12 protein-coding genes and 1 pseudogene are annotated in these 13,303 nt (G+C 66.7%); 4 read left to right on the plus strand and 9 right to left on the minus strand.

Annotated elements, in window-relative coordinates; translation table 11 throughout:
* Positions 1-504: 504 nt before the first annotated feature.
* From ACSQ3Q_RS07000 to ACSQ3Q_RS07015, 4 genes are all read right to left on the minus strand, one after another.
* A complete protein-coding gene (locus ACSQ3Q_RS07000) occupies positions 505-993 on the minus strand; it encodes a hypothetical protein (protein WP_436133681.1) in 489 nt (162 codons plus the stop codon).
* 16 nt (positions 994-1,009) lie between these two features.
* Positions 1,010-2,530, minus strand: coding sequence for a TRAP transporter large permease (locus tag ACSQ3Q_RS07005; RefSeq protein ID WP_436133682.1), 1,521 nt, complete (start codon positions 2,528-2,530; stop codon positions 1,010-1,012).
* Positions 2,531-2,625: 95 nt separating this feature from the next.
* Entirely contained in the window at positions 2,626-3,165 is a 540-nt protein-coding gene (locus tag ACSQ3Q_RS07010) for a TRAP transporter small permease subunit (RefSeq protein WP_436133683.1), read from the minus strand.
* Positions 3,166-3,441: 276 nt separating this feature from the next.
* Entirely contained in the window at positions 3,442-4,566 is a 1,125-nt protein-coding gene (locus ACSQ3Q_RS07015; RefSeq protein ID WP_436133684.1) for a substrate-binding domain-containing protein, read from the minus strand.
* 62 nt (positions 4,567-4,628) lie between these two features.
* Between ACSQ3Q_RS07015 and ACSQ3Q_RS07020 the strand changes: the two genes are divergently transcribed.
* The 3 genes from ACSQ3Q_RS07020 to ACSQ3Q_RS07030 all read left to right on the plus strand — a co-directional run bounded on the left by ACSQ3Q_RS07020 (position 4,629) and on the right by ACSQ3Q_RS07030 (position 7,071).
* A complete protein-coding gene (locus ACSQ3Q_RS07020) occupies positions 4,629-5,366 on the plus strand; it encodes an ABC transporter permease (RefSeq protein WP_436133685.1) in 738 nt (245 codons plus the stop codon).
* A 116-nt stretch (positions 5,367-5,482) separates the two neighbouring features.
* Positions 5,483-6,160: an ABC transporter ATP-binding protein gene (locus ACSQ3Q_RS07025; protein ID WP_436136954.1), complete on the plus strand. Its 678-nt coding sequence runs from the start codon at positions 5,483-5,485 to the stop codon at positions 6,158-6,160.
* 83 nt (positions 6,161-6,243) lie between these two features.
* On the plus strand, positions 6,244-7,071 hold the full coding sequence (locus ACSQ3Q_RS07030) for an extracellular solute-binding protein (protein ID WP_436136955.1): 828 nt from the start codon (positions 6,244-6,246) through the stop codon (positions 7,069-7,071).
* Positions 7,072-7,284: 213 nt separating this feature from the next.
* Here ACSQ3Q_RS07030 and ACSQ3Q_RS07035 read toward each other — a convergent pair whose 3' ends face one another.
* A complete protein-coding gene (locus tag ACSQ3Q_RS07035; protein WP_436133686.1) occupies positions 7,285-8,982 on the minus strand; it encodes an ABC1 kinase family protein in 1,698 nt (565 codons plus the stop codon).
* Between the two features lie 181 nt (positions 8,983-9,163).
* Between ACSQ3Q_RS07035 and ACSQ3Q_RS07040 the strand changes: the two genes are divergently transcribed.
* Entirely contained in the window at positions 9,164-9,412 is a 249-nt protein-coding gene (locus tag ACSQ3Q_RS07040; RefSeq protein ID WP_436133687.1) for a hypothetical protein, read from the plus strand.
* A 22-nt stretch (positions 9,413-9,434) separates the two neighbouring features.
* On the opposite strand, the gene ACSQ3Q_RS07045 is transcribed toward ACSQ3Q_RS07040, so the two are convergent.
* The 4 genes and pseudogenes from ACSQ3Q_RS07045 to ACSQ3Q_RS07060 form a co-directional block, all read right to left on the minus strand.
* Positions 9,435-9,911, minus strand: coding sequence for a DUF2269 family protein (locus ACSQ3Q_RS07045; RefSeq protein WP_436133688.1), 477 nt, complete (start codon positions 9,909-9,911; stop codon positions 9,435-9,437).
* Positions 9,908-10,312 carry a DoxX-like family protein gene (locus ACSQ3Q_RS07050; protein WP_436133689.1) on the minus strand — a complete coding sequence of 135 codons (405 nt, stop codon included), beginning with the start codon at positions 10,310-10,312 and terminating at the stop codon, positions 9,908-9,910. The genes ACSQ3Q_RS07045 and ACSQ3Q_RS07050 overlap by 4 nt, the downstream gene beginning before the upstream one ends.
* Positions 10,309-11,436, minus strand: coding sequence for a saccharopine dehydrogenase NADP-binding domain-containing protein (locus tag ACSQ3Q_RS07055; RefSeq protein ID WP_436133690.1), 1,128 nt, complete (start codon positions 11,434-11,436; stop codon positions 10,309-10,311). The genes ACSQ3Q_RS07050 and ACSQ3Q_RS07055 overlap by 4 nt, the downstream gene beginning before the upstream one ends.
* A 45-nt stretch (positions 11,437-11,481) precedes the next feature.
* Positions 11,482-13,232, minus strand: a pseudogene (locus tag ACSQ3Q_RS07060) (EAL domain-containing protein).
* Positions 13,233-13,303 lie beyond the last annotated feature (71 nt).

Here is a 13,303-nt window from a genome sequence, read left to right on the forward strand (position 1 = left end):
TGGGTGCGTGAATCAGGCCAGGGCCTTCGCGCTACGGATGGCGGTGGTTGAGCTGCATCCAGCTGTTTCATATGGCCTTGCGACTTCAACGCGCGACAGACATCACGGGGCAATGTCGGGCGCGACGGTTGCGCGTTGATGGAGCGACATGCCGGACCCCAGCGTTGAAGGCGCGCTCAGGCGCTGGGTTGAACCATGTTGGATGCCTGCTGTTTGCCATGCGCTGTGGCGGCGTGAGCATAGGCGCCGGCGGCGCGCATGTAGCACTTGAACGTGCTGGGGTGGCGCGTGCACCACGTGACGCGGGCAAGGTAACCGTCGAACTCCCAGGGCCCGGGAGCCGGCGATGAAGAGGCAATGGCTCTGGTAGCCGCATCCCAAAGCTTCAGCAGAGCCGCCTTCCCCGAGATCGATCTCCACCTCCACGCACGCAGCCGCCATGAAAAAAGCGGGTCCCCCTTCCGGAGTACCCGCCCATTCGCAAAAGCTTGAGCCGCTGATGACTCAGAACTGCCGAAACGCGCTGAGCTCCTTGCCCATGCGTTCGAACTCGCCGATCAACGCCGGCGTGGCACCGTAAAACACGGTGAACTTGCCCGCCAGGGTGCGCACATACAGGCGCGGAGCAATGAGCCAGCTGAACCCGCGAACGCGGATCAGCCGGACATAGGCCATATCGTCGTAGGGCATGTCCTTGTTCCACACCCACCGCTGGTGCAGGCCGCGCGGGTCCAGGCGCGTGGTGCTCACCATGATGCTCCACCAGGTCCAGGCCATCAGTGCCAGCCCGGCGATGAACCAGCCCGTGCCGGTGCCTACCGACGTGCCCAGGGCACCGCGGGTCCACAGCTGGGCAAACCACGCGGCACACCCGCCCACGATCAACGTGGCAATGAAGCGGAACGTGCGCGAGAACGCAGGGCCCGACACCGAGCCCCCTTCGGGGTTGAAGCGAAAGGGCTCGGGCGGTGGCAGGGGCGTGAAGTTCAGCATCGACGTGTTGCCGGTATCACTTGGCGGGCTCGGACGCTGCTTCGGCAGGGGCGTTGCCGAAGGGGTTCTCGCCCGCAGTTTCACCGCTTGCATTGGACGTGCCTTCCGAGCGCATCAGGTCGTCGGCCGGAATCTCGATCTGCACCTTGTCGGTGTCGATGATCTCCTGCTTGGGCAGGAACATGGTCACCGTCTGCGGCACGAAGATCACGATGGTCACCAGCAGCAACTGCATGATCACCCAGGGGATCGCGCCCATGTAGATGTCGCTGGAGAGCACGGGCTTGGGAATGCGCCCTTCCTTGAACAGCGTGTTGGCAATACCGCGCAGGTAGAACAGTGCAAAGCCGAACGGAGGATGCATGAAGCTCGTTTGCATGTTCACGCACAGCAGCACGCCAAACCAGATCAGGTCGATGCCCAGCTTGTCGGCCACGGGGCCCAGCATCGGCAAGATGATGAACGCGATCTCGAAGAAGTCGAGGAAGAACGCCAGGAAGAAGATGAACAGGTTCACCACGATCAGGAAGCCGATCTGGCCGCCGGGCAGGCCCGACAGCAGATGCTCCACCCACTTGGCGCCGTCCACGCCCTGGAACACCATCGAGAACACGCGGGCACCGATCAGGATGAACACCACCATGGCCGTCAGGCGCATGGTGCCTTGCATGGCCTCCCACATCAGCGCCCAGGTCAGGCGTTTGTGGATGGCCGCCAGGATCATGGCGCCCACGACGCCCATGGCACCGGCTTCGGTCGGTGTCGCGATGGCGGTGTCGATACCGGGCAGGCCGCCCATGGAGCCCAGCACGGCAAAGATCAGCAGGGCCGAGGGGATGATGCCGCGCAGGCACTTGAGCCACAGCTTGGCGCCGGACATGGTGCGCGCTTCTTTCGGAATGCCGGGCACATGCTGGGGCTTGAACACACCCAGCATGAAGGTGTAGCCCGCGAAGATCAGCACCTGCAGGATCGAAGGACCCCAGGCGCCACGGTACATGTCACCCACCGAGCGGCCGAGCTGGTCGGCCATCACGATCAGCACAAGCGACGGCGGCACCAGCTGCGTGATGGTGCCCGAGGCCGCCAGCACGCCGGTGGCGTAGCGCATGTTGTAGCCGTAGCGGATCATCACCGGCAGCGAGATCAGCGCCATGGCAATCACCTGGCCCGCCACGGTGCCGGTGATGGCGCCGAGGATGAAGCCCACGATGATCACCGAGTAGCCCAGGCCGCCTCGCACGGTGCCAAAGAGCTGGCCCATGGAGTCGAGCATGTCTTCGGCCAGGCCGCACTTCTCGAGGATGGCGCCCATGAAGGTGAAGAACGGGATGGCCAGCAAGAGCTCGTTGCTCAGAATCCCGAAGATGTTGATGGGCAAGTTGGCCATGAAGACGGCCGGGAACCAGCCCATCTCGATGGCGAAAAAGCCCGAGGCCAGCCCCAGCGCGGCCAGCGAGAAGGCGACGGGGAAGCCGATCAGCATCACCACCACCAAGCCCGCGAACATGATCGGGGCAAAGTTTTCCATTTGCATTTTGTTGTTCCTGAAAATCCGGAATTGAGATCGCGGTGCGGGGGGCTTGACAGCTCAGCGGCACGGCGGGTTCATGGTTGGCGCAGCGGGCCTGGTTACTGAACCGGTTTCTCGTAGTGGGTGTTCATCTCATGGATGCCGCGCAGGTACGCCACGCGCTTGATGATCTCTGCCAGGCCCTGCAGGAACATCAGCGAAAAGCCGACCGGCATGAGCAAAATGGCGGGCCAGCGGATCAGGCCGCCAGCGTTGTTGGACATCTCGCCCGAGAAAAATGCGCGGGTGAACAGCGGCCAGCTGAGGTAGGCGATCAGTGCCATGGCGGGCAGCAGGAACACCACCAGCCCCGCAATGTCGACATACACCTGCTTGTTGCCGCGCAGCTTGCCGTAGATGATGTCCACGCGGACATGCTCGTTCATGTACAGCACGAAGGGCGCGCCGAGCATCACGGTGGCTGCAAACATGTACCACTGGATCTCGAGCCACGCGTTGGAGCTCTGGTCGAGACCGTACCGAATGAAAGCATTGCCTGCAGAAATCATGGCGGCCGCAAGAACCGTCCACGTGGCAACCTTGCTGAGCTTGCCTGAAATCCAGTCCATGCCAAGGGCTAACTTGAGTAGTGCTGACACTGGGTGCCTCCTAGAGTATAAAAATGGGTGGCGGTGCCCAATGCGCTGTTGGGCACGCGGTCGTACGGGGTGTCCGAAAGTAACGCGCATCGTACCCCCGCAGCGCTGAAGAAAGCCTGACGCGCAGACATGGGGTTTTCCTCAGGGTGCCCGGTCAAAACTGCGGCGCCATGCGGTTTTTGCGCTGTAAATCTCGCCCTATCCCCCAACCCGCTCCTGTGGTGCCCCGATGTGGTGCAACATCCCCGCGGGTGCCTGGGCGCCCCTTTATTACCGTCAGGAAGCGACAGAACGCGGCGGCCGCTTGGGCTGGGCAAAACGCCACCACGGCAGCACCGAGCTCATGGCCAACACTTCGCCACAGCGCAGCGGCGTGTAGCCCGGCAGTTCTGCCATTTGTTCCAGCCAGTCGGGCGTTTGCAGCAGGGTGCGCAATGCCAGGGTGGCCGGCTGGTCCAGGCTGGCCTTGAGGCAGGCCAGGTGATAGCGCTCGTGCACCAGCGGGACAAAACCCAGGCCGCGCGCACGTGCAGCCAGTTCGATTCCCATGCCAACATCAGCGGCGCCCGCGGCCACGGCCTGCGCCACGGCGGTGTGTGAGGGCTCGTCGGAGGCATAGCCCGCCAATGCGCCTGCGGCCAGGCCATCCTGTGCCAGCAATTCATCGACGAGCACCCGTGTGCCGGAGCCCAGGGGGCGGTTCACAAAGCGCGCCCCGGTGCGGGCCACGTCGGCCAGGCTTTTCAATTGCAGCGGATTGCCTGGCGCCACGATGAGCCCTTGCGCGCGCTGCGCAAAACCGATGACCTTGTGCAGGCCCGGCTGCAGCAGCGGCTGGTAGGTGCGCGCGGTCAGCGAATCGGCCTGGGCGTTCTCGACGGTGTGAAAACCCGCCAGCGTGCAGCGGCCCTCGTTGAGAGCGCGGATTGCGTCCACGCTGCCCGTGAAGCGGATGTCCAGGTGCAGCCCGCCGGTGCGGCCCGGTGTGGCCGCATGCGCGCGCAGGGCGGCCAATGCGTCGTCGTGGCTGGCATACAGCGTGAGCACGTGGGCTTGCGGGTCGAAGGCGACAGCGAACGCGCGCTCCAGGTCCGCGTGCAACGCTGCGATCTGGGGCGCGAGCCGCGCCTGGGCCTGCCGCTCGGCCCACAGGAGCTTGGTGCCGAACTCGCTCAGCTGTGCCGACTGGCCCTTGCCCCAGATGATGAGCTCGCCACCGAGCTGCTCTTCCCAGCGTTTGAGTGCGCCCCAGACATGGCGGTAGGACAAGCCCAGCGCCCGTGCCGCACCCGAGATGGAGCCATGCTCCGCCACGGCCTGCAGCAGCTCGGGCAGCGGGTTGCGGATGAGTGCGGTGCCCGCATCGCGGCTCAGCGTGTAGTGGAGTTGGACCCTATGCACGGGATTTCATATGGCTGGATATTGCTGGGGTGCCTACGATAGCCCAGTTCAATAGGGCCACCATGTCCACTCTGTCTGAAAGCGCGGGCACAGCGCTACAACTTACGCTCTCCTTCGACCCGGTCCTGTGGACCATCGTGGGCCGCTCGCTGTCGGTCAGCGCCACTGCCTGTGTGTTGGCCTGCGGGCTGGGCCTGGTGCTGGGCGCGTGGCTGGGGGTGGCGCGGTTTGCAGGGCGCGGGGCGGTGCTGGCGGTGCTCAACACCCTGTTGGCCGTGCCTTCGGTGGTGGTGGGGCTGGTGGTGTACCTGTTGCTGTCGCGCAGCGGGCCGCTCGGGTCACTGGGCTGGCTGTTCAGCTTCAAGGCCATGGTGCTTGCGCAAACGATTCTGGTCCTGCCGGTCGTCACCGCGCTCACGCGGCAGGCGGTCGAAGATGCCGAGCGCGCGCATGGCGAGCAGCTGCGGTCCCTGGGAGCGGGCACCTTGCTGCGCAGCCTGCTGCTGGCGTGGGACGAACGCTATGCGCTGCTCACGGTGCTGATCGCATCGTTCGGCCGCGCGATCTCGGAGGTGGGCGCGGTGATGATCGTTGGCGGCAACATCGACGGCTTCACGCGGGTGATGACCACGGCGATTGCGCTGGAGACCAGCAAGGGCGACTTGCCGCTGGCGCTGGCACTGGGCATCGTTTTGCTGGCCGTGGTGCTGGCGCTCAACGTGGTGATCGCCACAGTACGCCGTTGGCGCGAGCGGGTGGACGGCGCGGCCTCCAGCACGCCGGTGGGGGTGGCGGCATGAGCGCAGTGCATGTCTCCCTGGGTGTGGGCCTGGCAGGCAGGTCAGGCCAAAAAGCCGCCAACGATGGCGCTCCGTGGGTAGAGCTGCACCGGATCAGCGTGCGCTATGGCCAGGTGATGGCGCTCACCCAGGTGAGCCTGCGCATAACGCCCGGCGAGCGTGTGGCCCTGGTGGGCGCCAACGGCAGTGGCAAGAGCACGTTGCTGCGCGTGCTGCATGGCCTGGCCGACGCCGATGTCAACGGTGAGGGTGGCGGCGCCCTGCGCTGCGACCCCACCCTGCGCCAGGCCATGCTGTTCCAGCGGCCCCACATGCTGCGCACCAGCGCCCTCAATAACGTTGCGCTGGCCCTGTGGCTGCGCGGCGCGCGCTGGCGTGATGCGCGGCTGGATGCGCTCACGGCGCTGCAGCGTGTAGGGCTGCAGGACATCGCTGCGCAGAACGCGCGCACGCTGTCGGGCGGCCAGCAGCAACGGCTGGCGCTGGCGCGGGCCTGGGCGCTGCGGCCCGATGTGCTGCTGCTCGACGAACCCACCGCCAGCCTCGACCCACACGCCAAGCGCGAGGTGGAGGCACTGATGGCCGACTTCGCTGCAGGCCACGGTGCGAGGGGCCCGGCCCATCCGGTGACCATGGTGTTCAGCAGCCACAACCTCGGCCAGGTCAAGCGCCTGGCCAGCCGCGTGATCTACATGGAGCACGGCCGCCTGGTGGCCGACCTGCCTGTGCACGACTTCTTCAACGGCCCACTGCCCGAGGCCGCCCGTTTGTTTGTGAAGGGAGAGTTGGTATGAAGAGAACGGACCCCCACGCTCGCCACTGTGTGTGGTCGCTGCCCCCCAGCGGGGCAGCCTTTTCATCTTGGGGCGGCCCGGCGATGAGGGGTTTTAGGCTTTTTAGGCCGCCAGCGCTTATCCATAAAGCGCTAGTAGCTATTGTTTTTATAGCAAATGGTGCTGCGGGCGCCCAGAGCATCACGATGGCATCCACGACGTCCACCGAGCAGTCCGGCCTGTTTGGCCATCTGCTGCCGGAGTTCAAGAAGGCAAGCGGCATCGACCTCAAGGTTGTGGCGCTGGGCACGGGCCAGGCGCTGGACATGGCACGCCGTGGCGATGCGGATGTGCTGTTTGTGCACGACCAGGCCGCGGAAGAGAAGTTCGTGGCCGAGGGCTGGGGCGTGAAGCGCTACCCGGTCATGTACAACGACTTCATCCTCATCGGCCCCAAGGGCGACCCCGCCGGAACGCGTGGCAAGGACATCGTGCAGGCGCTGCAAAAGCTTGCGGCAAGCAACGGCAGCTTCGTCTCGCGCGGCGACAAGAGCGGCACCCACGCGGCCGAACTGCGCTACTGGAAGCTTGCCGGCGCCGACGCCGCCAAAGGCAGTGGCTACAAGGAATGCGGCTGCGGCATGGGCCCCGCGCTCAACATCGCTGCATCAAGCAATGCCTATGTGCTGGCCGACCGTGGCACGTGGCTCAACTTCAAGAACCGCGCCGACCTGGCGGTGCTGGTCGAGGGCGACACCAAACTCTTCAACCAGTACGGCGTGATGGTCGTGAACCCCGCAAAACACCCCCATGTGAAGTCGCAGGAGGCGCAGAAGTTTGTGGACTGGGTGGTGTCGCCTGCGGGCCAGCAGGTGATTGCCAACTACCGGATTGGCGGCGAGCCGCTGTTCTTTCCGAACGCTGAAAAATGAGCACTGCCTGAGTTGCCAGGCGACGCGTGCTCCCACGGGCGCGGGCGGAGGCTGGGCTCACCCTTGTGGGCAGTCCCGCAGCGAACGCGACGGTGGCCTTAGAGCGGATAACAAAACTCAGCGAAGCGGTTCTGGCTAGGCGCTGCGTCGCAGGCAGTACGAGTAGTGCGACAAGTCGCGGCAACGACGCCAGAAGAGTTTTGTTAGCCGCTCTTAATCGTCGTCCCGCTGGTGCGAACTGCGCCAGATGGCCCGCACCAGCCACAGCCCGCAGACCACTGCGCCAAAGAATCCCAGGAACCCAAACGCCGGCAGGCCAAACAGCGTCGGCCCGCCCTTGACCGTCATCACGATTGACGATCCGATGATCAGCGCGGCAATCACCATGGCCATGGCCAGCCGGTTGGCCGAACGGTCGATCTGGTCGCCCACGCGCTTGAGGTGCGCGAGGTCAATGCCCACCTGCAAGCGCCCACGCCGCGCATTGCGCAGCAGCCGGGCCATGTCGTCGGGCAGTTGCTCTACGGTCGAAAGCGTGCGCCGCAGCGCCCACAACGCGCGCCCGGCCAGGGCCTGCGGGTGGTAGCGGTCGCGCGCCACCTGCTTGAGCAGCGGCAGCGCCTGCGTGGCCATGTGAAAGCCCGGGTCCAGGCTGCGGCCCATGCCCTCCAGCGCGACAAAAGCCTTGATCAGCAGCGCCAGGTCGGCGGGCAGCGCGAGGTGGTGTTCGCGCAGGATGGCGGTGACATCGCCCAGCATCTGGGCCAGGCTCAGCTGCGCCAGCGGAACTCCGTGGTACTGGTCCACGAAGGCTTCGATCTCGGTCTCGAGCTGGCCCAGGTTGATGCCGTGCTCATCGCCCGTCCAGTCCAGCAGCACATCGGCCACGGACTGGGGCTGGTGTTCCACCAGGCCCAGCAGCAGCTGCAGCAGTTCATCGCGCCGCCGCTGCGACAAGCGTCCCACCATGCCGAAGTCGATGAACGCAATGCGATCGCCCGGCTGGTAGAACACATTGCCGGGGTGTGGGTCGGCGTGGAAGAGGCCGTCCTCCAGGATCATTTTGAGCACCGCCTGCGCGCCCCGCTGCGCCAGCACTGTGCGATGAAAACCAGCCTCGGGCGTGAGCGCGTCGAGCGCATTGCCGGGCACGCCGGTGATGAAGTCCTGCACGTTGATGCGCTCGTGCGTGTGCTCCCAGTGCACACGCGGCACCACGATGTGCGGCAGCGCCTGCATGTTGATGGCAATGCGTTCGGCCTGGCGGCATTCGCCCGCCAGGTCGAGCTCGCGGCGCAGTGAACGTGCGAACTCACGCACCAGTTGCTGGGGCCGGTAGGGCTTGGCGGCGGGGAGCTCCGCCTCGGCCAGCGCAGCCAGGCGGTGCAGAAGCCGCAGGTCGGCGTGGATGGTGTCGGCAATGCCGGGGCGGCGGATCTTGACGATGACCTCGGTGCCACCATGCAGCCGTGCCCGGTGCACCTGCGCAATTGATGCCGCAGCCAGCGGGGTGGGGTCGAACCAGGCGAACACCTCTTCGGGCTCGGCGCCCAGGTCTTCGCGCAATTGCGGGCGCAGCGCATCAATGGGCACGGCAGGCACCTGGCTGTGCAGCTTCTCGAACTCGGCAATCCAGTCGGGGCCAAACAGGTCTGCACGGCCTGCCAGGATCTGCCCGAACTTCACAAAGGTCGGGCCCAGCTCTTCGAGCGCCAGCCGCACCTGGGCGGGTGGCTCCACGCGGGCCAGGTCGGCAGCATGCGTCCAGTGCAGCGCCTGGCCGGCGCGCTCAAGCTTGTCGGCCAGGCCCAGGCGGCGCACGGTGTCGCCAAAACCGTGGCGCACCATCACGCCCAGGATTTCCTTGAGCCGACCCAGGTCGCGTGCCGTGTCGAGGGTCTCGATGAGCATGGGGACGATGATAGTCTTGCAGGCCCGTTTTTCCGCAACGCCCAGTGCCCTCTAGGAATCGCCAGACCATGACAAAGACCGCTCCAACGCTGGATGCGCGCCCACACCGTTGCGGCAGGCCTTGCTGCCCGCCGGGTGGTGCGTGCGTGGCAAGGATGGGCCTGGTGGAGCGGCCCGCCTGATGCGGGCCTTGGCCCTGGTCGTTGCTGCCTGCGCCGCCGCCTGCGTGGGGGCGGCACTGTGGCTGCTGGTCATCACGGCGCGGTGGTATTTGAGCGCCGACTACGCGCCGCATGCGGCAGGCATGCCGGGCTACATGGCCGGTGGCGTGCAGGCCGATGGGGACGGTATCTTTGCGCCGGCCCTCCTGTTGCTGGCCGTGGGCATCTTTCTGGGCCGGTTTGCTTTCAACCTGTGGCGCAAGCCCTGAGCTGGCGCTGCCCGGCGCAGGCTTACGCCCAGAGGCCGGGCTTGTTCACCATCAGGTAGAACACGACCACCATCGCCACGAAGGCCGGGTAGCCCAGCGCCTCCCACCGGCGCGCGTAGCGCCAGTACCGCGGTGGCAAGGCGCTACCCTCAGCGGCGGCCTCGGCCGCCATGTCGCGCATGTGCAGCTGCAGCCACACCACCGGCAGCCAGCAGATGCCCGCCAGCACATACAGGCCCAGCGACAGCGCTAACCAGGGGGTGGTCAGCGGCAGGCCGACCATGGCGGCCATGGCCAGGCCCGTGGCAGGCTGAATGAACACCGTGGGCGTTGTGAACCACCAGTCCGCCCGCACCACCAGCCGCGTGACCACGGCCTGCGCCTGCACGCTGCCGCTGCGGTTGGTGAAGAACATGTAGAACGCCGACCCCAGACCCGTGCCCACCAACAGCATGCTGGAGATGATGTGAATCCACTTGAGGGTGAGGTACAGGCTCATGGCTTGGACATGCGTGCTGCGTGAGGTGTGCCCTGCAGCAGCACCCACAGGATGGCGGCGATAGGCAGGTTCTTGGTCAGCGGGCCGAGCGGGTGCAGCCACAGGTCGGGCTGGATCACCGTGGCCAGCACCGTCATCGCAGCCATGAGCAGCAGCGCTGCCGCATACGCAACGCGGCCCGGGCGCCAGGCCATCCACACGCCCAGGGCGGCATCGGCAGCGGCGCCCGCCAGGATGAGGGCGGTGGCCACGCCGGGCGTGTTCCACGCGGCTGGCAGCCCGGCCAGGAGGTCGCGGCTTTGGCCGTGCAGCTCCCACACGCTGACGGCTGCAGTGACCAGCCAGACAGCGACCAGGCTGTGGCGCAGCAAGCGTTCGGTGGCCTGGGGCAGGGGGCTCATGCTTCTTCCACCACGTCGGTCACCATGTCCCACCTTGCAAACTCGGGCGCAAAGGCTTCGAGCGTGAGCAGGCTGGTGCTGGTGTGTGCGCCCAAGGGCAAGGCGCTGCCGCCCGCCAGGCGCCGCGCCAGCAGGATGGCAGCCATGCAGGGGATCTCGGGGCCGTGGTCGTTGTCGGCCGCGATGTGCCAGGCGCGGCGGCGCGCAGTGCCAGTGGCATCCACACCTGCGACGCGCACCACCATGCCGCCCAGCGGCGTGCCCAGGCGATCGAACACGCCCCCAGCGCGGTGCATCAGCCCGGCCAGGCGCTCGGGGTGCGGCAACACGCCCCAGTGGCGCAGGGCGGCGATGGCGGCAAAGCTGCGCTGGGCCAGACCCACTTCCAGCGCGGCGCGAAACACCACGCGGTCGCGCACCTGGTAGCGCGCTGGGAAGAGTTCCAGGTCCGGGATATCGCACACCGCGGCGAGGCGTGGCTGCAGGCGCTCAAACTGGATCGGCACCGGCTCGGCCCAGCCGCGGCGGTGCTGCCATTGGCCGCCTTCCCACACGGGGATCGGCGCGCCGCAGTAGCTCAGAACCGCTGCCAGCGTGGCCTGTCCGCGCGGCGCGCGCTGAGCGGGGGCAATGCAGATATCGATGCTGTCGATGTGCTGCCAGCCAGCGCACAGGTGGTCGATGACGGCGGACGACAGCGCGGGCACGGTGCTTGCGCCCGTGATGGCCGTGCGCTGCGCCGTCACAAAGGCGCCGTGCACCGCGGCGGGAAAGTCGCACACAAAACGGCGGCCGTCGGCCAGGTCGATGTAGTGCGCGCCGGCCTCGGCCGCCGCTTGCGCTACCGCATAGGCCTGCGCCTGGAACGGCCCCGCGGTGTGGATCACCAGGCCCACGCCCCATTCGCGCAGCGTGCGCGCAAGGCCTGGGGCCTGGTGGTCCAGCGCCACGCCGAGGGCCCCGTGGTGCAGCGTGGTGGCCAGTGCCTGGGCACGCGATGCATTGCGGCCGGCCACCAGCAAGCTCATGCCGTGGTGCTGGGCAGGGTCGCCCGCCAGCGCACGGCAGATGCGCGCGCCAAAGTTGCCGTAGCCGCCGAGAACTAGGGTGGTGAGGGGATTCACAAATCGGGGAGCAAAGAGGGGAAGTGGAGCGAAATGATGAACGGCTCAGGCCCGCGGCAGCCCGGGCACCCGGTTTGCCCAGGGGGCGCGCGGCAGGGCTGCGGGCAGCGCCATCGGATAAGCCGCCACGGGCGCGACCGCCGTGTCGGGTTCCACCTGCCGCGGTGTTTTCAGCGTCAGCGCCTCAAGTGCCGCACGCCGCGCCGGCATCTCGCGGGTGGTCCAGGCGGCGACCGCATCGGCCGCCATGGGTTTGCCGTACAGGTAGCCCTGCACGCCGTGCAGACCCGCCGCGGCCACGGCCTGCAGTTCTTCTGCAGTCTCCACACCTTCCACCACCACCGACAAGCCAAACTCCTGCGCCAGCGCCCCGATGTGCCGCAGCAGCGACTGCCGGCGCGGGTCGCGGGCAAGCTGCTGCACAAACAGGCGGTCGCACTTGATGCCGGCTATCGGCAGGTCGGCCAGCATGCCCAGGGATGAGTAGCCGTGCCGAAATCGTCCATCACCACGGCGATGCCCAGCGCGGTCAGTTCTCGCAATGCACCCACCAGCGGCGCGCCCAGCGCGATGATCGCGTGCTCGGTCATCTCGAGCTTGAGCGCGTGGTGGGGCAGGGCGTGCTCGGCCAGCTCCATGCACAGCCAATCGGCAAAGCCACGCTCCAGCAGCGTGATGGGTGCCACGTTCACGCTGACCGAAATCTCCTGGAGCCCCTGGCGGTGCCAATGCGCCACGTGGCCGAGCGCATTGCGCAGGATCATGCGGTCCACCTCGGCCGTTTTGCCCTGGAGTTCGCACACCAGCAAGAAGATCTCGGGGTTGAGCGGCCCGAGGGCCGGGTCCTCGATGCGCAGCAGGGCCTCGAAGGGCGCGCCCGGCTGGCGAAAGTCGACCATTGGCTGAAAGTGCAGTTTCAGCCGGTCGGGCTGCAGCAGGTCGTGCAGGTGGTCGGCCACCAGGGACAGCTGCACGTCGCGCTCCGGGTTCTGCGCCATGTGGGACACCCGCATCATCGACAACCCGCGGCGCAGCAAATGCTGGCGATCCACATCGTGGCGCATGTTGCTCAACTGCTCCAGCGCCAGGGCCACGCCGAACAGCAACACGATGAACAGCAGCACGGTGCTGTGCACCCTGCCGCCCGCGGTGGCGCTGGCCAGCGGAAAGGTGTTGACCAGCAACCAGTGCAGCAGCAGGATGGCCGCGCCGCTCACGGCTTTTTCCTCCCACGTGCGGCGCAGCAGATGGGGCGTGAGCACGCTGAGCTTGGCGGCGCGGTGGCGCATCGCGGTCAGGCTGGCCAAAGCAAGCGCAATGGCCATGCCGAGCAGGATGGTCGCCCAGTTCACTGCCGCAAAGCTGCGCACCTGGTTTTGCGTGATCGTGAAGTGGGCCAGCAGCATGCCCGCGGCCAGCCAGGTGCCGGCGACGGTGATGTGCAGCTTGCGGGTGCTGGTGCTCAAGGTCGGAATCGTGAGCCGCGTGCTCACCGCCATGATGATGAGCCCGCTGAGCGCGGGCACCAGCTCCAGCGACGCTGCGTGCTGCGCGAGTTCGCCGTACATGAAAAGGCCCACCACGTCGAGCGCCCATGCAATGCAGCCGATGCACAGCGCCGCATGCGATGCGCTCACGCGCCGGCTCGACACGTCCACCGAGAACGCGGTGTGCTCCACCAGCCGCTGGCACACATGCACCATCAGCGATGCAGCCACCCAGAAAAGCAGGCCCGCCAGCGGCGCGGGAAACCCTATCGCGAACGCTTGCGCCGCGTCATGCCAGATCGAATCCATGTACCACCCTGGTTCCCACTCTTCATTTTGTTAGGCGGTCATCATACGACTGCCGCAGGGCCTTCCGAGGT

The sequence above is a fragment of the Acidovorax sp. LjRoot129 genome, assembly GCF_964253765.1.
Taxonomy (GTDB): Bacteria; Pseudomonadota; Gammaproteobacteria; order Burkholderiales; family Burkholderiaceae_C; genus Acidovorax.